General features: G+C 62.4%; 22 protein-coding genes and 1 tRNA gene. 14 read left to right on the top strand and 9 right to left on the bottom strand.

Features of this window, described 5'->3' with window-relative positions; all coding sequences use genetic code 11:
- Positions 1–34 precede the first annotated feature (34 nt).
- Together QMK32_RS11765 and cobC are read right to left on the bottom strand one after the other, a co-directional pair.
- Positions 35–1,189 carry a Nif3-like dinuclear metal center hexameric protein gene (locus QMK32_RS11765; RefSeq protein ID WP_283475150.1) on the bottom strand — a complete coding sequence of 385 codons (1,155 nt, stop codon included), beginning with the start codon at positions 1,187–1,189 and terminating at the stop codon, positions 35–37.
- On the bottom strand, positions 1,186–2,244 hold the full coding sequence (gene cobC, locus QMK32_RS11760) for an Rv2231c family histidinol phosphate aminotransferase CobC (RefSeq protein ID WP_283475149.1): 1,059 nt from the start codon (positions 2,242–2,244) through the stop codon (positions 1,186–1,188). Before cobC ends, QMK32_RS11765 begins: the two co-directional genes overlap by 4 nt.
- Positions 2,245–2,288: 44 nt before the next feature.
- On the opposite strand from cobC, the gene QMK32_RS11755 reads away from it, so the two are divergent.
- From QMK32_RS11755 to QMK32_RS11745, 3 genes are read left to right on the top strand one after another with little or no spacing between them, the layout of a single operon-like run.
- On the top strand, positions 2,289–2,984 hold the full coding sequence (locus QMK32_RS11755) for an HAD-IA family hydrolase (protein ID WP_283475148.1): 696 nt from the start codon (positions 2,289–2,291) through the stop codon (positions 2,982–2,984).
- Positions 2,968–3,459 carry a low molecular weight protein-tyrosine-phosphatase gene (locus QMK32_RS11750; RefSeq protein WP_283475146.1) on the top strand — a complete coding sequence of 164 codons (492 nt, stop codon included), beginning with the start codon at positions 2,968–2,970 and terminating at the stop codon, positions 3,457–3,459. Before QMK32_RS11755 ends, QMK32_RS11750 begins: the two co-directional genes overlap by 17 nt.
- 45 nt (positions 3,460–3,504) lie before the next feature.
- A complete protein-coding gene (locus QMK32_RS11745) occupies positions 3,505–4,446 on the top strand; it encodes an SURF1 family cytochrome oxidase biogenesis protein (RefSeq protein ID WP_283475144.1) in 942 nt (313 codons plus the stop codon).
- Here the strand turns inward: QMK32_RS11745 and QMK32_RS11740 are convergent.
- Positions 4,387–5,385 (bottom strand): cobalamin biosynthesis protein, encoded by a 999-nt coding sequence (locus tag QMK32_RS11740; RefSeq protein ID WP_502943574.1) that lies wholly within the window; start codon positions 5,383–5,385, stop codon positions 4,387–4,389. The genes QMK32_RS11745 and QMK32_RS11740 overlap by 60 nt on opposite strands.
- A gap of 155 nt (positions 5,386–5,540) precedes the next feature.
- Here QMK32_RS11740 and QMK32_RS11735 point away from each other — a divergent pair, with 155 nt between their 5' ends.
- On the top strand, positions 5,541–6,134 hold the full coding sequence (locus tag QMK32_RS11735; RefSeq protein ID WP_283475141.1) for a permease: 594 nt from the start codon (positions 5,541–5,543) through the stop codon (positions 6,132–6,134).
- Here the strand turns inward: QMK32_RS11735 and QMK32_RS11730 are convergent.
- Together QMK32_RS11730 and QMK32_RS11725 are read right to left on the bottom strand one after the other, a co-directional pair.
- The gene (locus QMK32_RS11730) at positions 6,101–6,349 is read right to left on the bottom strand and encodes a hypothetical protein (RefSeq protein WP_283475139.1); all 249 of its coding nucleotides are present in this window, start codon (positions 6,347–6,349) and stop codon (positions 6,101–6,103) included. The two genes, QMK32_RS11735 and QMK32_RS11730, sit on opposite strands and share 34 nt — an antisense overlap.
- Before the next feature lie 31 nt (positions 6,350–6,380).
- Entirely contained in the window at positions 6,381–6,803 is a 423-nt protein-coding gene (locus QMK32_RS11725) for a hypothetical protein (protein WP_283475137.1), read from the bottom strand.
- A gap of 150 nt (positions 6,804–6,953) precedes the next feature.
- Here QMK32_RS11725 and QMK32_RS11720 point away from each other — a divergent pair, with 150 nt between their 5' ends.
- The 4 genes from QMK32_RS11720 (at position 6,954) to QMK32_RS11705 (ending at position 10,068) form a co-directional block, all read left to right on the top strand.
- Positions 6,954–8,111: an iron-containing alcohol dehydrogenase gene (locus QMK32_RS11720; RefSeq protein ID WP_283475135.1), complete on the top strand. Its 1,158-nt coding sequence runs from the start codon at positions 6,954–6,956 to the stop codon at positions 8,109–8,111.
- Between the two features lie 106 nt (positions 8,112–8,217).
- Positions 8,218–9,138, top strand: coding sequence for an NAD(P)/FAD-dependent oxidoreductase (locus tag QMK32_RS11715; RefSeq protein ID WP_283475132.1), 921 nt, complete (start codon positions 8,218–8,220; stop codon positions 9,136–9,138).
- Between the two features lie 58 nt (positions 9,139–9,196).
- Complete coding sequence (locus QMK32_RS11710) at positions 9,197–9,652, top strand: MarR family winged helix-turn-helix transcriptional regulator (protein WP_269304132.1); 456 nt, start codon at positions 9,197–9,199, stop codon at positions 9,650–9,652.
- The gene (locus tag QMK32_RS11705) at positions 9,649–10,068 is read left to right on the top strand and encodes a DUF5313 family protein (protein WP_283475129.1); all 420 of its coding nucleotides are present in this window, start codon (positions 9,649–9,651) and stop codon (positions 10,066–10,068) included. Before QMK32_RS11710 ends, QMK32_RS11705 begins: the two co-directional genes overlap by 4 nt.
- A 19-nt stretch (positions 10,069–10,087) precedes the next feature.
- On the opposite strand, the gene QMK32_RS11700 is transcribed toward QMK32_RS11705, so the two are convergent.
- Entirely contained in the window at positions 10,088–10,732 is a 645-nt protein-coding gene (locus tag QMK32_RS11700; RefSeq protein WP_283475128.1) for a TetR/AcrR family transcriptional regulator, read from the bottom strand.
- Positions 10,733–10,795: 63 nt separating this feature from the next.
- On the opposite strand from QMK32_RS11700, the gene QMK32_RS11695 reads away from it, so the two are divergent.
- Positions 10,796–11,407 carry a TetR/AcrR family transcriptional regulator gene (locus QMK32_RS11695; RefSeq protein WP_283475126.1) on the top strand — a complete coding sequence of 204 codons (612 nt, stop codon included), beginning with the start codon at positions 10,796–10,798 and terminating at the stop codon, positions 11,405–11,407.
- Between the two features lie 71 nt (positions 11,408–11,478).
- Here QMK32_RS11695 and QMK32_RS11690 read toward each other — a convergent pair.
- The 3 genes from QMK32_RS11690 to QMK32_RS11680 all read right to left on the bottom strand — a co-directional run bounded on the left by QMK32_RS11690 (position 11,479) and on the right by QMK32_RS11680 (position 12,614).
- Positions 11,479–11,553, bottom strand: a tRNA-Val gene (locus QMK32_RS11690).
- Positions 11,554–11,701: 148 nt separating this feature from the next.
- Positions 11,702–12,166 carry a peroxiredoxin gene (locus QMK32_RS11685; protein WP_283475124.1) on the bottom strand — a complete coding sequence of 155 codons (465 nt, stop codon included), beginning with the start codon at positions 12,164–12,166 and terminating at the stop codon, positions 11,702–11,704.
- A gap of 25 nt (positions 12,167–12,191) precedes the next feature.
- The gene (locus tag QMK32_RS11680) at positions 12,192–12,614 is read right to left on the bottom strand and encodes a DUF3052 domain-containing protein (protein ID WP_084346699.1); all 423 of its coding nucleotides are present in this window, start codon (positions 12,612–12,614) and stop codon (positions 12,192–12,194) included.
- A gap of 257 nt (positions 12,615–12,871) precedes the next feature.
- Between QMK32_RS11680 and aceE the strand changes: the two genes are divergently transcribed.
- The 5 genes from aceE to QMK32_RS11655 all read left to right on the top strand — a co-directional run bounded on the left by aceE (position 12,872) and on the right by QMK32_RS11655 (position 19,950).
- On the top strand, positions 12,872–15,703 hold the full coding sequence (aceE, locus tag QMK32_RS11675) for a pyruvate dehydrogenase (acetyl-transferring), homodimeric type (RefSeq protein WP_442972353.1): 2,832 nt from the start codon (positions 12,872–12,874) through the stop codon (positions 15,701–15,703).
- Between the two features lie 74 nt (positions 15,704–15,777).
- Positions 15,778–17,193 (top strand): PucR family transcriptional regulator, encoded by a 1,416-nt coding sequence (locus QMK32_RS11670; RefSeq protein WP_349307562.1) that lies wholly within the window; start codon positions 15,778–15,780, stop codon positions 17,191–17,193.
- A 127-nt stretch (positions 17,194–17,320) separates the two neighbouring features.
- Complete coding sequence (locus QMK32_RS11665) at positions 17,321–18,220, top strand: ACP S-malonyltransferase (protein WP_283475121.1); 900 nt, start codon at positions 17,321–17,323, stop codon at positions 18,218–18,220.
- Positions 18,221–18,388: 168 nt separating this feature from the next.
- Complete coding sequence (gene acpM, locus QMK32_RS11660; protein WP_084346702.1) at positions 18,389–18,691, top strand: meromycolate extension acyl carrier protein AcpM; 303 nt, start codon at positions 18,389–18,391, stop codon at positions 18,689–18,691.
- Positions 18,692–18,699: 8 nt separating this feature from the next.
- Positions 18,700–19,950, top strand: a complete 1,251-nt coding sequence (locus QMK32_RS11655) for a KasA/KasB family beta-ketoacyl-ACP synthase (RefSeq protein WP_084346703.1) — start codon at positions 18,700–18,702, stop codon at positions 19,948–19,950.
- Positions 19,951–20,046 lie beyond the last annotated feature (96 nt).

Raw genomic sequence — 20,046 nt, 5'->3', positions numbered from 1 at the left:
GCGCACCGACGGCGGACAAGAGTTGGTCCGGGGACTATTTCGACGCGGTCGGCGCCGCGCCGAGTGTCCAGGGGTCGGTTCTCGTTCCACTGACGCGACTCCCCCATCCCGCGGTCTCGGCAAATGCTGCGTCGACGATGCTGCGGGCCTGCTCACACCACGGGAACTCCGACGCCCAGTGCGCCACGTCGATCACCGCGGGGCCACCGCTACGGAGATGTTCGTCGACGGGATGGTGCCGAAGATCCGATGTGAGGTAGACGTCGACTCCCAATGCGCGAACGGCGTCGAGAAACGAATCCCCCGCACCGCCGCACAGCGCAACAGTACGCACGACGGCGTCGGGATCACCGGCTGTGCGCACACCCCACACCGTGTCCGGCAGCGCCAGGCGCACCCGTTCGCTGAATTCGCGAAGCGTGGTCGGCGACGCGAGCGTGCCGATCCGTCCGAGGCCGGTCGAGGTCGGCAGGCGGGCTTCCTCGAAGACGTCGAATGCAGGCTCTTCGTAGGGGTGCGCCGAGGTGAGTGCAGCGAGAACGGTCGGCCGCGCCGACGCCGGGGCAACCACTTCGATGCGGTCCTCACTCACCTGCGCGAGGCTGCCGACCGCACCGATCGCCGGCTCGGACCCGGCCTCCGGACGAAACTGGCCTATACCTTCGACGGTCCAACTGCATTCGCGGTAGTTGCCGATCGCACCGGCGCCCGCGCCGAACAACGCCGAGCGAACGGCAGAACTGTGAGTCTTGGGAACAAGAACGACCCACTTGTCGACTGCGGGCGCGTCGATCGGCTCGATGGGACGTGAGACGGCGACCCCGAGGACCGCGGCCAACGCGTCGGACACGCCGGGATCGGCGGAGTCCGCGTTGGTGTGGGCGGTGAACAACGCACATCCCGCCTTGACGAGGCGATGGATCAGGGCACCTTTCGGCGTATTCGCCGCGACGGTGTCGACTCCTCGCAGGAGCAACGGATGGTGCGCGATCAACAGATCGGCGCCCCACTCGAGTGCCTCCTCCACGACGTCCGCGGTCGCATCCACGGTGTACATCACCTTGCGCACACGATCGGATGGATCTCCGCAGACCAAGCCGACCGAGTCCCAACTCTCGGCGAGCCGAGGAGGATATGCAGCGTCGAGCACCGCCACCACGTCGGCCAACTTCACTGTCTGATCGGTCATGCTGATTCTCCCTCTGCACGTGCTTTGGCCAGAGCGTCGACGAGTATGTCGACCTGTTCTCGCCCGCGGACCGCTACCCGCAGGTGATCCGTCGTCAGTCCTGGAAAGGTGTCGCCGCGCCGCACTGCCACGCCTTGGGTGCGTAGTCGAATCCTCAGGTCTGCGGCACCGGGCATTCGCAACAGTAAGAACGGGGCGCGGGCGCCGGCGGCGACGTCGATACCGAGGCTTCGCAGTCGGTCGGTCATCGATGCCCGGTCTGCGGCGATAGTCATGGCCTTCGCCGCCGCGGCGTCGACTGCAGCGGGTTCGCTGCACGCGGTGATCGCCTCGATCTGGAGAGTGCCCAGCGGCCAGTGAGCTCGGCCGCGGGTCAACCTGGCGAGCAGATCGGGGTGCCCCAGCGCGTAACCGCATCGCAGACCCGCCAGCGCCCACGTCTTGGTAAGACTTCTCAGAACGAGGACGTCTGGAAGGCTCGCCGACGCCAGCGAATGCTCCTCCCCCGTTATCGCGTCGGCGAATGCCTCGTCGACGACCAGCACACGCCCTGGCCTTCGCAGGGCCAACAGTGCGTCGCGTTCGTGGAGAACCGAGGTCGGATTGGTGGGATTGCCGACCACCACCATGTCGGCTTCGTCGGGGACGCAGTCGGGATCGAGCCGATACGGTTCCGGTAGGAGAACCTGCACGGTCTCGATGTCGGCTTCTCGCAACGCCCATTCGGGTTCGGTGAACGATGGGTGCACGACGGCAGCAAGTCGCGGCTTCAGTCTCGGCAACATGGCGAATCCTTCGGCGCCCCCGGCGAGCAGAAGGACCTCTTCCGGTGACCGGCAGTGTCGTCGCGCCACCATCTCGCGGGCCGCGCGATCAGCTTTCTCGGTCGGATAGGTCCCCAGGCTGCCGAGGCTCGCAGCGAGGCGCGTCCGTAGCCACTCCGGTGGAGCGGTGCCTTGAACGTTGACTGCGAAGTCGACCATTCCGTCGCCGACCTCTGCGTCACCGTGGTGACGGAGAGGTGACAGTGCCGCCAGTTCGGGGAGTGCTCTCATTGCCGGTGAGCGTAGTCGGCGGTCTCACCGATAAGGTTTTCGTCATGACAAAGCTCGACCCACCGACTACCCGTGCCCAGGTCGTGCTCTTCGATCTCGATGGAACCCTCACCGATTCGGCACCTGGGATTCTCGCCGGATTCCGCCATTCGTTGGCCACGGTCGGAGCGCCCGAACCAACCGAGAAGCAGCTGGCTCTGGTCATCGGTCCACCGCTACTCGATTCGTTCCGAACGATGGGGCTTGCCGAGGACGTGGCGCAGCGGGCGCTCGCCGCCTACTTCGCGCGTTACGACGCGCAGGGCTGGGCCGAGAACTCGGTCTTCGACGGTATCGAGCCGGTCTTGGCTGGATTGAAGGCTCGCGGTGTCCGGCTCGGTGTCGCCACGTCGAAGTCGGAACGGTTCGCGCACCGCATTCTGGACCACTTCGGACTGTCGAAGTACTTCGAGTTCATCGGCGGAGCGAGTAACGACGGTGCACGCAGATCGAAGCCCGATGTGATCGCACATTCGCTGCGCAGTCTCGGTCTCGTTCCCAAGGAGGTGTCCGATGGCGGGACGTCCGGCGTTCTGATGGTCGGCGATCGGGATCACGATGTTCACGGCGCAGCTCGGTTCGGCATTCCGACGGTCTATGTCGACTGGGGCTACGGAATCGAAGGCGAGGACGATGACGCGTCGTTCGTCGTGACAACGATGGACGAGCTCGCAAAGGTGCTCGATGACAACACCGAATAGCGCGCTCGATCGACGCACGCTTCACGTGACATTCGTCTGCACCGGCAACATCTGCCGATCTCCGATGGCCGAGAAGGTGTTCGCCGAGCATCTCCGGGAGGCGGGCCTCGAAGAATCCGTCCGGGTGTCCAGTGCTGGGGTCGACGGCTGGCACGAGGGCGAAGGGGCAGATCCGCGAACCGTCGCCGAGCTGCAAGCGCATGGCTACGAGAGCGATCACGAGGCCGCTCAGGTCGGAGAAGACCATCTGGCGGCCGATCTCATCATCGCCTTGGACACCGGCCACGCCGAGGCACTGCTGCAACTCGGCGCTCCCGCAGACCGAATCTCCCTGTTGCGATCGTTCGACGAGGATGCGAATTCGAAGTCCGTCGCAGACCCCTATTACTCCTCCGACGATGCTTTCGTCGAAATGCGCGAGCAGATCGAGGCGGCTATGCCCGGACTTGTGGATTGGGTGACTGGACGCCTCTGAGCCGGCGTGAGTGGCATGGTTGGTCGCTGAGGCTAACCTAGAGGCGTGCGAAGGTTCAGATTTCTGCTCCGTCCAGGTTGGTTGGCGCTGGCAGCTGTAGTTGCCATGTTCGCCTACTTCTGCTTTTCGGTCCTCGCCCCATGGCAGCTGGGCAAGAATACCGCGACGACACAACGAAACGCGCTGATCGACCAGTCGGTGAATGCCGAGCCCGTCGATATTTCCGAAGTTCTGGGCTCGACCGGATTCTCCTCGGACGACGAATGGCGGCGAGTGCTCGCCACAGGTTCGTATCTTCAGGACAAGGAAGCGCTGGTTCGTCTACGCAGCATCCGTGAGCAGCCTGCATACGAAGTCATCACACCGTTTCAACTCCAGGATGGTTCGATCGTCCTCGTCAATCGCGGATACGTCCTACCTGTGCAGGGAACGCAACCTCCACCCATCGACCCGCCGCCTACCGGGGAGCTGACCCTCGAAGCTCGACTTCGTCAGGCCGAGGGCACCTCACGTGAGCCGATCGAGGAAGCCGGGCGTCTGCAGGTCTACAACATCAATCCGGAACAGATCGGAACGGCCGTCGGTGTCGATGCCGTCGACGCGTATTTGCAACTCGACGACGCCCAACCCGGTGGTCTCGGGCTCATCGAGCTTCCGCAGACCGAGTCCGGGCCGTACTTGTCCTACGGACTGCAATGGCTCGCGTTCGGCATCATGGCACCACTCGGGCTCGCTTACTTCGCCCGTGCCGAGTGGCGTGAACGACGCAAGTCCAAGCAGCAGGACATCCTCGACACAGCATCGTCGTCGGTCGACTCGGTCGATCCCCTCGCGGAGACACCATCGGCGAGCAGGCAAGACGAGGAACCCGAATTTACGTTGCCCACTCGTAGAGAACGGCGTTCGAAGTCGAAGGCGAAGACGGAGTCAACGAATCGATCGGCCAACGATGTTCGCTTGGCCGATCGCTACGGCAAGAACAGCTGACACCACGGTAGTACCGATCTGCACGATGAGGGACAGCGTTGCCGCTCTATCCAGATCGCTCGTTGTCGGAGCACGTCCGTGACCGAGGGTCGGCCGTATCTCCACGCCGTGCGCGTACTCGGTGCGGCCCCCGAGGCTGATTCCGAGTGCACCCGCAGCAGTTGCTTCGGCCACACCGGCATTGGGGCTCGGGTGCTGTGAGGCATCACGACGCCAGGCACGCAGCGATTCGGTCGATCGTCCGTCCACCAAGGGTGCCGCGACCACCGTCGAAATGCCAGTCAGTCGAGCAGGGATCAGGTTCACTACGTCATCGAGACGTGCGGCGAACCAACCGAAGCGCAGGTACCTGGTGGAGCGGTACCCGATCATCGCGTCCAACGTGTTGATCGCCCGGTACCCGAGAATACCGGGCACACCGGCCACAGCGCCCCAGAACATGACACCGACCGTGGCGTCGGAAGTGTTCTCGGCAATCGATTCCAATGATGCGCGCGCCAGCCCGTCGGTGTCGAGCACACTCGGATCTCGACCACAGAGCGATGGCAGCAACGCACGTGCAGAGTCGAGATCGCCTGCCTCGAGGTGACGCGCCATCTGTGATCCTGTGCGGGCCAGTGACGTCCCGCCGAGCGCTACCCAGGCGGCGGCCGCGGTCATCGCGGTGTCGGTAACGGCGCCGCGTCGACGCGCGAACGATGCTGCCAGCACGCCTAATCCGATAGTGCCTCCGACCAACGTCGCCGTGTGAACGACACCTGCCGACTTCGAATCCCGATAGGTACTGGATTCGAGCCCTCCCGCGATCCGGCCGAAGCCAGCAACAGGGTGCAACCGTCGTGGATCCCCCAGCACTCGGTCGAGTACGAGCCCAAGTACCAGCCCCGCGGCACGTGATCGGGGGTCCCTCGCGCCATCCTTCACGACTCGACAATTCATGACTCGACGGTAGCGAGCCGGAGGCCGAGCAGATGCAGTGGGCGGGTCGGCGCCAGCGGTACACCCCGTGCCTCTACCGGAGTCCACTTCGAGAACCGTGGTCGTGGAGAGCGTCCAGCCACTCGCCCAACATGTGCTCCCTTAGAATCGACCGTATGACTGCCGAAGGCACGACCCCCACCACCACGACGACGACCGGCATGCCGAGCTGGGCCAAGAGAAGCATCCTCATAGCGGTAGGCGTGCTGGCGTTGGTGGTTGCGTACTTCATCCTCGCCGCGTTCCTGCCGAGATGGTGGAGCATCCGCGTCGGAAATCTTTCGGATCAAGCGTTCAGCAAAGGCATTTTCTGGGGCTTGATCTTCGGCACTCTCTGCACCTTGGTGCCACTGCTGTTGTTCACGGTGGCATGGGTCGTCCGCAAGCGCCGGGGCGGAAGGGTCGTCGCCATCATCGCCCTCGTGCTGGCCGTCGCAACTGCCATTCCGAACCTGCTGACGCTCTCGATCGTTCTCGGCGGCAACAATGCTTCCCACGCGGGTGAAAGAACTCTCGACACCGAAGCTCCCGGATTCCGGGGCGCGAGCCTGGTCGGTGCAGTCATCGCGATCGTACTGTTCGCGCTCTTGACGTTCGTGGTCGTCCGTGGGCAGCGTCGTCGAGCGCAAAAGCGTCTGAACGCTGCAACGACAAACCCGGCCGAATCAGGCCCAGCTCAGGGAACGACAGGTGCCTTCCCGCCGTCGTAAGGCTCGATAGTCAGCAGCGCTTCCGGTTCGAACGTCAAGGTCACCGGTTCACCGCCGTCGGAGACGGTCACGACGACCGACAAGCCCTCCTGACCGACCGACTCGATACGCCCTCGCGAATCCCCCGCTTCATCCACGAGCGAATAGTCGCCCACCTGGACGAGCAGCTCTTCGGCCGCGACAGTACGACGGCCACCGAAATCTTCCACATTCATTCCCTCACCGTAGGCGAGGAATCGCCGTGCGTCATTCGTGCCCGTCAGGCGGATCGGTCACCAGCACATCATCTGCCGGAATCACGATCGGGAGTTCGACGCGGCGCTCTTCCCAGCTTGGGTATCCCGGCCGAATCCATACGCGAGTGTCATCCAGCTGAACGAGCACCATCCGGCGCCACTGCCATGACGGTTCGGGGCTGCGCAGGTCGGTGTCACGTGAAATCGGCATCGGCGCAAACGCCCAACAGGGCACCGACAGCGACGAGAGCCCCTCCGTGACGAGGACTTCGGCAGCATGGAGCACGTGCAGTCCGGTCGCAACGAGATGCCCGACGGGATTGACAGCATCGACGGAGTATTCGTCGTAGTTCTCCGACAACGTCCATCCCACGAGCTCGCCGTCCGACGGACGTGTCACCGGGAGCCTGCTGCGCCACCGACCGATATCCACCCGCACCACTGTACGGTTCCGGATCCTGCACCTCACTGCACAATCCCGCACCTCACTGCTCAATCTTGGGCCGAAACGGCGGGATCCCGTCGAAGGCGGACAGTAGTGTGCAATCAGTTGCGCTCTTGTACCGATAAGAGGAGTCGAACCATGGTTGCCCACATCTCGTTTCCGAGGTTTCTGAAGCTCGGCCCCGGCGCCGTCGAGGAACTCGGGTCGGTTCTAGTCGACCTGAATGTCGAACGTCCGCTACTCGTCACCGACGCATTCATGGTCGGCAACGGTTCCGCCGAGCGACTGATTCGCATCATCGAGGCGGCGGGCAAAAAGGTGGCTCTGTTCTCCGACACGGTCCCCGATCCCACGACCGACTCGTTGCAAGCCGGCGTCGACGCGGTGAAGGCCCACGACGCCGACGTCGTCATCGGGTTCGGTGGCGGCAGTCCGATGGACACAGCCAAAGCGCTGGCGGTGCTGGCCGGGCAGGGCGGTGCGATGCACGAGTACAAGGCGCCGCGTACCTACGCGGGCCCAGCACTTCCCATCATTGCTATACCCACTACCGCAGGAAGCGGTTCGGAAGCAACGCAATTCACCATTATCACCGATCTCGCGACCGACGAAAAGATGCTGTGTCCGGGATTGTCGTTTCTGCCGATCGCGTCGATCGTGGATTCGGAACTCACGATGTCGATGCCTCCACGCCTGACGGCCGATACAGGTATCGATGCGTTGACGCATGCCATCGAGTCCTACGTCAGCAAGAAGGCGAACCCGATCTCCGACGGACTTGCACTGTCCGCGATGAATTCGATCGGCCTGTTTCTGTTACGTGCCTACCGTGACGGGTCCGACCGCGAGGCACGAGATGCGATGATGCACGCCTCGACACAGGCAGGAATGGCCTTCTCGAATGCAAGCGTCTGCCTGGTGCACGGTATGAGCAGGCCGATCGGTGCACATTTTCATGTGGCACACGGTCTTTCCAACGCGATGCTCCTGCCTGCTGTCACCAAGTTCTCCATCCCTGGCGCGCGAGATCGATACGCAGATTGTGCACGCCAGCTCGGTACCGCAGATCGCTCCGACTCCGACGAGGTTGCGTCGGCGAAGCTCGTCGAGTTCATCGATACCCTCTGCGCCACCGTCGAGGTGCCCACACCCAGCACATACGGAATCGACATCTCACGCTGGGAGGAACTCATCCCGCTCATGGCGGAGCAGGCATTGGCGTCGGGCTCCCCGTCGAACAATCCGGTGGTGCCGACGGCGGACGACATCGCCGAGCTGTACCGCAGCGCGTACTGAAGCCCGAACCTGAAAGAGGTTGGCGTCGAGGGAACCTCACGCACCGCCCCATGATGGAAGAACGCACACGCGTCGAGTGGTCGTGTCCGACGCCTACGCTGAGGGCGTGAGCCCTTCATCGGACGTTGTCACCATTGTCGGAGCCGGCATGGCAGGCGCTGCGTGTGCCGCAGTACTTCGAGCCGCCGAGGTGCCGTTTCGTCTCGTCGAGCGCGGCCACGCTGTCGGTGGACGAATGGCATCCCCGGTGTTGCACGGCCGTCGGGTCGACGTCGGAGCCGGATACTTCACGGTTCGTGACCAGGAGTTCGCCGACGTCGTGGATCGGTGGCACATTGCCGGTTCGGCCCGACCGTGGACCGACACGTTCGGGGTGCTCGTCCCCGGCGAAGATCCGGGCACCAGTTCCGGACCCACACGGTGGGCGACACCGGACGGTCTCAGGTCCCTGGTCCGTGCACTTCTCGACGGTATCGACGTGGAACACGAAGACATCACCGAACTTCCCAAGGGCGACGTCGTGCTCGCGATGCCCGATCCGCAGGCCGAGCGGCTTACCCCTGTTCCCGACGCCGTCGATTACGACCCAGTTATCGCGGTCGTCCTCGGTTTCGATTCGTTGACGCTGCCTTTTCGAGACGCGGCGTTCGTCAACGAGCATCCTGCCATCCAATTCGTCGCCGATGACGGTGCTCGACGCGGCGACGGCGCACCGGTGCTCGTTGCCCACACGACGCCCGAGTGTGCGCGAACGCATCTGCTGAACCCCGACAATGCAGTCGAACCGGCACTGAAGGCCCTACGGGAAGTGCTCGACGCGCCTGCACCGATATGGACTCATGCACATAGGTGGTCCTTCGGCAAACCTGCCGACCACCATCCGAGCAGCTTCTCCATCATCGAATCCGGTGGCCGCACAATCAGTTTCGCAGGTGATCAGTGGAGTCCAGCCGGCCCGCCTCGCGTCGAGAGTGCGTGGAGGTCTGGAACCGATCTGGGTAGAGCACTGACCGCGCTACGCGTATGACGACGTCCGATCGCTACCAACTGCTTAGTGTACGAACTATTCGCGTACACTTGAATATGTGTCCACCACCGAAGACGATCCCCTCGCGCTCGACCGCCAAGTATGTTTCGCGTTGGCCGTGGCAAATCGCGCGGTGCTGTCGGTGTATCGCCCGCTTCTCGAACCGATGGGTCTCACCCATCCGCAGTACCTGGTGATGCTTGCTCTTTGGGGTGAGTCACCGATGTCCGTGAAATCGATCGGCGCCGCACTTTCGCTCGATTCGCCCACACTCTCACCACTGCTCAAAAGGCTCGAAGCGAACGGCCTCGTCTCCAGAACCCGCAGCAGCAGCGATGAGCGCCAACTCGAGATCCGCCTTACCGAATCCGGTCTCGCCCTGCGAGATGAAGCGGTCGCGATTCCACCCGCCGTAGTGGCGAAGCTGGGGGTCGACATCGCCGAACTGGAAGAACTTCACCGAGTGCTCGGACGAATCAACCGGGCTGCCATCACAGCAGGAGCATTGTCGTGACATCACCGGTTTTTCGAACCAACGAGAATCGACCGACCGCCACGAAGCCGAACTTCGTGCTGTGGCTCGGCTACGTCGCGGGCCGGCGTCTGCCTCCGTCGATGCAGGACTGGGTGAAGAACGACTTGGTCGGTAAAGGTGCTGTGCCGCGACACCTCTTACGTTCGATGATTCCGTTCTTGCCGATCTTCGTCGGATTTCTCGTGCTGTTTCCCGGCGCGCTGTGGCTCCGCGGGTCCATGGTGTTGCTTTCCGTTCTTCTCGCAATGTTCTACACAGTTGCGTTCATGGAACTCAATCGCGCCAGAAGACTTCAGTTGCACGGTCTTCCTGCGGATCTACAGAGTTACCGCAAGCGGGCTGCCCTCGACGACGAACGGGCGCGTTACGAGAAGTTGCATCTTCGAGATCGTTGAGGGCAGATCGATCGAACCCTCAATCAGCGAACACGATCCGCGACGACACCGCAACCAGTGCGCGCAGAAGACTCTTCGATGGATGCTTACTCAGCGGACCGCCGTCCATCCGTAATGAGTGAACGGTCATCAGCAGTTCGATGAGCGATCTCGTCGACAACGAGTGCGATGCATGCTCGATCGCCGCGGCACGTTTGGTGGCGGGTACCGGACTCGGCGACAGGTATTCGAAGGCCTGCTGAATGTGCTGGTCCTCGAATTCTCGACGCACGGTCGCCGCCCCCGACGTCGCGCCCGGCATCTGATAGTGCACCAACCGCGACTCGTTCGGATGAGCCTCCACCCAGTGCCACACTGCGACGAGCACTGCTTCGAGTGACCGGTCCGAGTTGGGATCTTCCTCTGCACGAACATCTGCCACAACCCCGTTGACCGTGTCCAGCACCCGGCGCATCGCCAGTTCGAACAATTCGTCTTTGCCAGCGAAGTGGTAGTAAACGGCCGAGGGCACTACATTCGCCTCGTCGGCAACATCCTGAATACTGGCGTCCGAAAAACTCTTCGCAGCGAAGACGCGAATGGCAGCGTCGACGATATCCTCTCTGCGAGATGGTCGGTGCGGTGACTTCTTCTCCACGTGTTGCTTCGCCCCCTGCTCGATCAACGCTCCCCTTACCCCCGTAAGTCGAAGCACTAGTCTTGCATGACCCGAGTCCCAGGAGAGTGAATGTCAGCACCAGTGAGGCGTCCTGCGCATCGACCGTCCCGTCGTGGAGTCATCGTCGAGGCGGCGTTCGAACTCTTCGCGTCGGGTCCGGTCGACAATGTGACCGTTGTCGACATCGCGGCTGCCGCCGATATGACCTCGGCTGCGATCTACTACCACTATCCCTCCCGCGAGGAGATCCTGCTCGAAGGGCTTCGCGAGTTCTCCACCTGCTACGTCGCCGAAATCGAACGTATCGCGACCGAGGTAGTCCTACCGGCAGCGGGCATGGGCGCCTTCGTCGAACCGTTCATGACGTGGCTGGATCAGAATCGAACGCGCGCACTTGTCTACTTCGTACAGTCCAGGGGCGCGAGCCAGCAGGTGGAGGCGATCCGACGCGACAACAGCGGCTCGCTGATTCCGATCTTCGCACGGGCGGCCAAGAAAACACGCGAGAAGCTACCTGCAGCGGAAGCCAGCATCATTGCCCTTGCTCTGATTGCACAGATCGAAACGTTCGCTTCGGCATTCTTGTCCCGAGATGCTTCGTTCTCGACGCTCGGCCGGCGCGCATTCATTCAGTCCGGCGCAGAGCTCGCAGATCACATCGCAGGCACGACAGCGGTCTGATCGATACCCCGGGCCAAGTCGTCGCACCGGCCGGCGTGGAGTAGGTGCGAGGCTAAGGAAAGCCAAGTAGATGGTGGGCGCAGAGGGGTTCGAACCCCCGACCGCTGGTGTGTAAAACCAGAGCTCTACCGCTGAGCTATACGCCCGAGTCACTGTTGGGCCGAGGCCGTTTGTGACGCTTGGAGAAATTTATCTTGTCTGAGCGAATTCTCCAATTCCGCATGTCAACGCCCTGCTTGTGAGTGGAAATGTGTCCGGTGGGGCGCATTTCCACTCACAAGAGGCGAAGTTCGTCTACGTGTCCAGAACGGACAATGCTTCGTTCCACGCAGACTGATCACGAGCTTCGCCGGGTTGATTCATCTCGGCGAACCGGACAGTGCCCGATTTGTCGACGACGAACGTTCCCCGGTTGGCGAAACCGGCTTTCTCGTTGAAGACGCCGTACGCCTGCGCCACCGCACCATGTGGCCAGAAATCGGACAGAAGCGGGAAGGTGTAGCCCTGTTCTGCTGCCCAGATCTTGTGCGTCGGAGGCGGTCCCACCGAAATTGCAAGGATTGCTGAATCATCGTTCTCGAACTTGGGCAGTTCGTCGCGCACCTTGCATAGCTCACCCTGGCAGGTGCCGGTGAAAGCTAGCGGATAGAAGACCAGAAGGACGTTCTTGACGCCGCGATACGACGACAAGCTCACTTCCTGATTGTTCTGGTCTTTGAGTGTGAAGTCCGGCGCTTGTGCGCCTACCTCGAGTGGCATCGAATCGGATTCCTGTTCTCGGGCACTACCGCTTGGTTGCCCGCGTCTTCGGCTGAACCAGTCGGCTACCGATCCAGTCTCCGAGATTGGCCGCCGAAGTCTGCGTCAACCCTGCGGTCGGTGCCGATTCGGCGATTTCACTCGGTTCGACGTGTCCCGGAAGTCCGGTTTTAGGACTGAGTACCCAGACGAAACCATCGTCCGAGAGAGGTCCGATCGCGTCCATGAGGGCGTCGACAAGGTCACCGTCGCCGTCGCGCCACCACAGCAGCACTACGTCGATCACCTCGTCGGAGTCCTCGTCGAGGGTCTCACCACCAATGGTGTCCTCGACATCCGCACGCAGATCGTCGTATGTGTCCTCGTCCCAGCCCAGTTCCTGAACGACCAAGTCGCGAGTGATACCAAGTTTCTGAGCGTAGTTCTGAGCGTCCGCCGCGGCGACCACGGTGGTGACCTCCTTGCATAGTGGGTGAAGTAGTGCAAGCGAACAGGGTTTCGGCCGTATCCGCAAGCTGACCGCGCCGAAATTGCGTAGATAAATTTCTACTGGTGGGTATTGGGACTCTCCTTCACCTGCCGCGAAGATGTGTAGGAGGATTGATGAGAATCACCGGAATGAGGAATGTCGATCGCCGTCACAGAAGGCGAAAGGCCTGGAACGGTTGCCACACCGAGCGACCGCCACATTGAGGAGTACACACGTTGTCCGAGTTGAACCAGGACGACCGGCAGAACACACAAGCTGCCGGCAAGACACCCGCGCCTACAGGCTCGGACGGTCGAGTACGCGTCATCCGCGAGGGTGTCGCGTCTTATCTGCCCGACATCGACAGTGACGAGACCAACGAATGGATCGAATCCTTCGACGGTCTGCTGGAGCGGTCGGGCCCATCCCGCGCCCGGTACTTGATGCTGCGTCTGCTGGAGCGGGCTGGTGAACGGCGAGTTGCACTGCCGTCACTGACGTCGACGGACTACGTCAACACCATTCCTACCGAGAACGAGCCCTGGTTCCCCGGCGACGAAGAGGTCGAACGCCGCTACCGCGCCTGGATCCGCTGGAACGCCGCGATCATGGTGCACCGCGCGCAACGCCCCGGCGTCGGCGTCGGCGGACACATCTCCACGTATGCATCGTCGGCAGCGTTGTACGAGGTCGGGTTCAACCACTTCTTCCGTGGCAAGGATCATCCGGGCGGTGGCGACCACATATTCATTCAGGGCCACGCCTCCCCCGGCATCTACGCCCGCGCATTCCTCGAAGGACGCATTCCTGCCGAGCGCATGGACGGCTTCCGTCAGGAGTACAGCCACAGCGATTCCGGTGGCGGTCTGCCGTCGTACCCGCATCCGCGGTTGATGCAGGACTTCTGGGAATTCCCGACGGTATCGATGGGCCTCGGGCCCATGAACGCCATCTACCAGGCACGCTTCAATCATTACTTGGATGATCGCAAGATCAAGGACACCTCCGACCAGCATGTGTGGGCATTCCTGGGCGACGGCGAGATGGACGAGCCCGAGTCGCGCGGTCTGGCGCACGTAGCCGCGACGGAGGGTCTCGACAATCTGACGTTCGTAGTGAACTGCAACCTGCAGCGTCTCGACGGGCCGGTCCGCGGAAACGGGAAGATCATCCAGGAACTGGAATCCTTCTTCCGCGGCGCGGGATGGAATGTCATCAAGGTCGTCTGGGGCCGTGAGTGGGACGCGTTGCTGCACGCAGATCGCGACGGCGCGTTGGTCAACCTGATGAACACCACGCCCGACGGCGATTTTCAGACGTACAAGGCCAACGACGGTGGCTATGTACGCGACCACTTCTTCGGGCGTGATCCCCGCACCAAGGAATTGGTCAAGGATCTGACCGACGCCGAGATCTGGAATCTCAAGCGCGGTGGCCACGACTACCGCAAGGTCCACGCGGCGTATGCAGCTGCCATGGCGCACAAGGGCCAGCCGACGGTGATCCTGGCGCACACGATCAAGGGCTACACGCTCGGCAAGCTCTTCGAGGGCCGCAACGCGACGCACCAGATGAAGAAGCTCACCCTCGACGATCTCAAGACTTTCCGCGACCTGCAACGTATCCCGATCTCCGACGAGGAGCTCGAAAAGGATCCGTACATGCCGCCGTATTACCACCCCGGAAAGGATTCTCCGGAGATCGCGTACATGCTCGATCGACGCAAGGCGCTCGGCGGGTTCGTTCCGGAGCGTCGGGTGAGTCCCGATCCGTTGCCGCAGCCTGCGGACAAGACCTACGCAACGCTGATCAAGGGCTCCGGTAAGCAAGAAATTGCTACCACCATGGCGCTCGTGCGAGTGATGAAGGAACTGCTTCGGGACAAGGAGATCGGCCACCGAATCGTACCGATCATCCCTGACGAGGCGCGCACCTTCGGTATGGATTCGTGGTTCCCATCGCTGAAGATCTACAACCGGAACGGTCAGCTGTACACGTCGGTGGACTCCGAACTCATGCTCGCCTACAAGGAGAGCTCGATCGGACAGATCCTGCACGAAGGCATCAACGAGGCAGGCTCGACGGCATCGTTCACCGCAGTCGGAACGTCGTACGCGACGCACGGCGAGGTCATGATCCCGCTGTACATCTTCTACTCGATGTTCGGTTTCCAGCGCACCGGTGACGGCCTGTGGGCAGCAGCGGATCAGATGGCACGTGGATTCGTCCTGGGTGCCACCGCCGGCCGCACCACGCTGACGGGCGAGGGTCTCCAGCACGCCGACGGCCATTCGTTGTTGTTGGCGTCGACCAACCCGGCCGCGGTTGCCTACGATCCGGCGTTCGCCTACGAGATCGCGCACATCATCAAAGACGGCTTGCGTCGGATGTACGGCGGGACAGAAGGGGTAGAAGGCTTCGGCGGCGAGAACATCTTCTACTACATCACCCTGTACAACGAGCCGTACCAGCAGCCGGCGCAGCCCGAGGACCTCGATATCGACGGGCTACTCAAAGGCATCTACCTGTTCGAGAAGCCGCAAGAGGGTGACGGCCCGGAGGCGCAGATCCTCGCGTCGGGTGTCGGAATCGTCGCGGCCCGCAAGGCCCGCGAACTACTCGAATCCGAATGGCACGTCCGCTCGGGTGTCTGGTCGGTCACCTCATGGGGTGAACTGCGCCGCGACGGCGTCGAGTCGGAAAAGGATGCGCTGCGCGATCCAGGGGCCGAGAAGCGCATTCCGTACATCACGCAGGCACTGTCGAGCGCTGCTGGTCCCGTTGTGGCCGCATCGGATTGGATGCGTGCGGTCCCGGATCAGATCCGTCAGTGGGTTCCGGGCGACTACGTCACGCTCGGGACCGATGGGTTCGGGTTCTCCGATACCCGTCCCGCAGCACGACGAGTGTTCAACGTCGACGCAGAGTCCATCGTCGTCGCAGTGCTGTCTGCGCTGGCGGCGTCGGGCGAGATCGATCGGTCCAAGGCTGTAGAGGCAGCCGAGAAGTACCGCATCGACGATGTCCTCGCGGCCCCCACGTCGTACGCCGACACCGGCTCCGCATAGCTCGTAGAGTCCTGTACGCCCGCCTGCTCGTGTCCATGTCCTCGGACGCGAGCAGGCGGGCGTAGGTTTTGCCTATGGTCCACGACAAGAGCGCAGCCTGCGGAGTGACCGGAGAACACAGCACCGCAGACTCCGGCGTGACCGAAGGATACGAAAGCGCACCGAAGACCGGGACGCACCACAAGGACGACCAGGACGGCCATATCACCGACAACGAGGTACATCCACCGGTCAAGGCTCTGACGCCTTCCAGGCAGAAGCGCGACCCCCTTCCCGACGCTCTTCTTCGGCGCGTGAAGCAGTTCTCGGGTCGTCTGTCCACCGAGGCTGTGACGACGATGCAGGATCAGTTGCCGTTCTTCAGCGGCCTTGATGCGGCGCAGCGGGCGAGCGTGCAGTTGCTGATTCAGACGGCGGTGGACAACTTTCTGGAGTGGTTGAAGAATCCGCAGAGCGATATTCGCTTCAGCCTCGATGCTTTCCAGGTCATTCCTCAGGATTTGGCGCGGCGGTTGACCCTGCGCCAGACGGTCGACATGGTGCGGGTCGCGATGGAGTTCTTCGAGCAGTGGCTTCCGGCACTTGCCCGAAATGATCAGCAGTTGGTTGCACTGACCGAGGCGGTACTTCGGTACGGCCGTGAGCTGGGTTTTGCGGCGGCTTCGGTGTATGCCAGTGCCGCGGAGTCCAGGGGTGCGTGGGATACCCGCCTGGAGGCTCTGGTCGTCGATGCCGTCGTGCGAGGGGACACGGGGTCCGACATGCTTTCGCGAGCTGCCACTTTGAACTGGGATGCCACTGCGCCTGCGACTGTTCTGGTCGGCACTCCGCCGGAGGATCAGGGTGTGTCCGTGGTCAGCACGGTGCACATGGTTGCGCAGAAGCACAATCGCGCAGCTCTCGCGGTCGTACAAGGGACGCGGCTCGTCATGGTCGTCAGCGGCCAGCTGATCGACAGTGCGGCAAACACGGCCTTCTTGACCGATATGTTGCAGAATTTCTCCGAGGGCTCTGTTGTCATCGGTCCGACAACTCGCACGTTGGGCGCGGCCCATTCAAGCGCGGTGGAAGCGTTCGCGGGCATGCAGGCGGTGGCGGGATGGCGCGGTGCCCCTCGGCCCGTTCACGCGGGAGAGCTGCTGCCAGAGCGTGCACTGCTAGGTGATTCGGCGGCCATCGCGACGCTCAACGAGCATCTGGTCGCTCCGTTGGCGGCGGCAGGTTCCGGCTTGGCGGACACCCTCGATGCTTACCTTGATTGCGGTGGCGCCGTCGAGACCTGCGCGCGACAGCTGTTTGTTCATCCAAATACTGTCCGGTATCGGCTGAAGCGAATTGCCGAAGTTACGGGACGGGACCCGACGCAATCGCGTGATGCGTACGTGCTTCGTGTTGCGGCAACAGTAGGCCGACTGGCTCGAACTCATCACGAACCGCAGCATCCTGTCCCACAAACCACACACGTAACATTCGGTGAGGTAGTTACGTAACGTAGTAGCACGTGCTGGCGATGCGACCGCTCCACGAGGCAATTTGTGGGTTCCCCACAAATTGAGTGCCGAGAGTTCATCGAGAGCGACATCTCCCAAACAGGCCTTCACAGTGTTCTCTTAACGAGTGATTGCGTTGCTTGCGCCCGGACAGGGCTCCCAGACACCCGGCATGCTCGTGCCGTGGCTCGAACTACCCGGTGCCGAAGACCGCGTTGCTTTATGGTCCAAGGCATCCGGACTCGACCTTGCTCGGCTGGGCACCACTGCCACCGCGGAGGAGATCACCGACACGTCGGTGACACAGCCACTCGTGGTCGCTGCCGCGCTACTCGCTTTCGAGGAGATAGCCAACCGGGGACTGCTGCAGGATGACGCGATCATCGCCGGTCATTCGGTCGGCGAACTCGCAGGCGCAGCGATAGCCGGTGTGATCTCGGCTGACGAGGCCGTCACGCTGGCGGCCGTGCGTGGCGCCGAGATGGCCAAAGCCTGCGCTCTCGAACCGACTGGGATGTCTGCAGTGCTCGGCGGTGACGAGTCCGAGGTCCTGGCTCGTCTCGAAGAACTCGGTCTCGAACCTGCCAATGTCAACGCAGCCGGACAGATCGTGGCAGCCGGATTGCTGACAGCATTGGCCGAACTCGCCGCCAGCCCCCCGGAAAAGGCTCGCGTTCGCGCATTGCCTGTCGCGGGAGCTTTCCACACCCGCTTCATGGCACCGGCGCAAGACGCGGTTGCGACAGCGGCAGCGGCGATCACGCCGTCGGAACCGGTGCGGACTCTGCTCTCGAACTCCGACGGTAAAGCAGTCACCTCGGGCGCGGACGCGCTGACCAAGCTTGCCGCGCAGGTAACCAAACCTGTTCGATGGGATCTGTGCACTGCGACTTTGAAGGAGCTCGCGGTGTCGTCCATCGTCGAATTACCACCGTCAGGCGCACTCGTCGGAATTGCCAAGCGCGAGATGCGCGGTACTCCGAACCTCGGATTGAAAAAGCCCGAGGATATTGCGGCACTGACCTAGCTCTACAAAGACCTCCCGTAGCTGATTCGTTACGGGTTCAGGGTGCGGTCTCGTAAGAGATGCGCGCGTGGCGTGTAGATACACAGCGCGCCGCAGACCACGCAGGATCAGCATCGAACTTCGGCGCATCGATTCACGATGCACCGACACAATGAAGGGAGCCACGCAGTGGCCAGCCAGGAAGACCTCATCGCCGGACTTGCAGAAATCATCGAGGAGGTCACGGGTATCGAACCCTCCGAGGTGACCATCGACAAGTCCTTCGTGGACGACCTCGATATCGACTCGCTGTCGATGGTCGAGATCGCCGTTCAGACCGAAGACAAGTACGGCGTGAAGATCCCCGACGAAGACCTCGCAAGCCTGCGCACCGTCGGTGACGCAGTTGCGTACATCCAGAAGCTCGAAGCAGAGAACCCCGACGCTGCCGAAGCAATCAAGGCCAAGCTCGACGACTCCGCGAGCGAGTGAGAGAAAACATGACCAACCCATCCACAGCCAACGGACGCTTCCCGAATGTCGTCGTCACCAGCCTTGCTGCGACCACGTCCATCGCGGGCGATGTCGACGCGACGTGGAAGGGTCTGCTGAACGGTGAGAGCGGCATTGGCGTACTCGAAGATGATTTCATCGCCGAGTACGACCTCCCCGTTCGAATCGGCGGACACCTCGCGGTCAGTCCGTCGAGCCTGCTCACGCGAGTGGAGATGCGGCGACTGAGCTATGTGGAGCAGCTGTCCACTGTTCTCGGCCGCGAGGTATGGAAGAACGCTGGAAGTCCCGAGGTGGATCCGCTCCGCCTCGCCGTCTCCATCGGCACCGGTCTCGGCGGTGGTGACTCGCTCATCGATGCCGTCGACAAGCTCAAGACCGGTGGGTACCGCAAGGTCTCTCCCCTCGCAGTTCAGATGGTCATGCCGAACGGCCCCGCAGCGGTGGTCGGTTTGGAGCTCAAGGCACAGGCCGGAGTCATCACTCCGGTATCTGCGTGCTCTTCAGGGTCGGAGGCCATCGCTCACGCGTGGCGCATGATCGTGATGGGCGACGCCGACATGGTTGTCACCGGTGGCGTCGAGGGATTCATCGACGCGGTGCCGATCGCGAGTTTCTCCATGATGCGCGCGATGAGCACCAACAACGACAATCCGAAGGGCGCGTCGCGGCCGTTCGACAAAGACCGGGACGGGTTCGTGTTCGGCGAGGCGGGTGCGCTCATGGTCATCGAGACCGAAGAGCATGCCAAAGCACGTGGAGCCACGATCCATGCACGTCTTCTCGGCGCCGGTATCACCTCGGACGGATTCCACCTCGTGGCACCCGATCCCGAAGGAACCGGAGCGGCTCGGGCGATGACCCGGGCGATCGAAACAGCGGGACTGCAGAAGTCCGACATCACGCACGTGAATGCACACGCAACGGCAACACCGATCGGTGACACCGCTGAAGCGCTTGCAATCAACAAGGCGGTCGGCAACCATGCAGCGGTGTATGCACCAAAGTCCGCATTGGGACACTCGATCGGCGCCGTCGGCGCACTCGAGTCGGTGCTTACGGTGCTCGCAGTGCGCGAGGGAATCATTCCTCCCACACTGAATTTGGATAATCAGGATCCGAAAATCGATCTCGATGTCGTCAAGGGCGAGCCCCGCGTCGGACAGATCGACTACGCGATCAACAACTCGTTCGGATTCGGTGGGCACAACGTCGCGCTCGCCTTCGGTAGAGCTTGATCCTGTCCGAGTAGTTCACTCGTGATCGAGCTCACACTCGAACCCCGGGAGGGGTCCTATCAGACCTCTCCCGGGGATCGCCCGCCCCGGGCATCA

The organism is Rhodococcus sp. H29-C3, from assembly GCF_030063405.1.
Taxonomy (GTDB): Bacteria; Actinomycetota; Actinomycetes; order Mycobacteriales; family Mycobacteriaceae; genus Rhodococcoides.
The sequence above is the reverse complement of the archived record's forward strand: the minus strand, read 5'-3'. Positions and strand labels throughout refer to the sequence as shown.

Bases quoted from the DNA above. Each gene is read 5' to 3' on its own strand.
- QMK32_RS11740 (WP_502943574.1), bottom strand. From the start codon at position 5,385: ATGAATTGTCGAGTCGTGAAGGATGGCGCGAGGGACCCCCGATCACGT.
- QMK32_RS11755 (WP_283475148.1), top strand. From the start codon at position 2,289: ATGACAAAGCTCGACCCACCGACTACCCGTGCCCAGGTCGTGCTCTTC.
- QMK32_RS11730 (WP_283475139.1), bottom strand. From the start codon at position 6,349: ATGAATGTGGAAGATTTCGGTGGCCGTCGTACTGTCGCGGCCGAAGAG.
- QMK32_RS11670 (WP_349307562.1), top strand. From the start codon at position 15,778: ATGGTCCACGACAAGAGCGCAGCCTGCGGAGTGACCGGAGAACACAGC.
- QMK32_RS11685 (WP_283475124.1), bottom strand. From the start codon at position 12,166: ATGCCACTCGAGGTAGGCGCACAAGCGCCGGACTTCACACTCAAAGAC.
- QMK32_RS11750 (WP_283475146.1), top strand. From the start codon at position 2,968: ATGACAACACCGAATAGCGCGCTCGATCGACGCACGCTTCACGTGACA.
- QMK32_RS11695 (WP_283475126.1), top strand. From the start codon at position 10,796: ATGTCAGCACCAGTGAGGCGTCCTGCGCATCGACCGTCCCGTCGTGGA.
- QMK32_RS11735 (WP_283475141.1), top strand. From the start codon at position 5,541: ATGACTGCCGAAGGCACGACCCCCACCACCACGACGACGACCGGCATG.
- cobC (WP_283475149.1), bottom strand. From the start codon at position 2,244: ATGAGAGCACTCCCCGAACTGGCGGCACTGTCACCTCTCCGTCACCAC.
- QMK32_RS11655 (WP_084346703.1), top strand. From the start codon at position 18,700: ATGACCAACCCATCCACAGCCAACGGACGCTTCCCGAATGTCGTCGTC.
- QMK32_RS11720 (WP_283475135.1), top strand. From the start codon at position 6,954: ATGGTTGCCCACATCTCGTTTCCGAGGTTTCTGAAGCTCGGCCCCGGC.
- QMK32_RS11765 (WP_283475150.1), bottom strand. From the start codon at position 1,189: ATGACCGATCAGACAGTGAAGTTGGCCGACGTGGTGGCGGTGCTCGAC.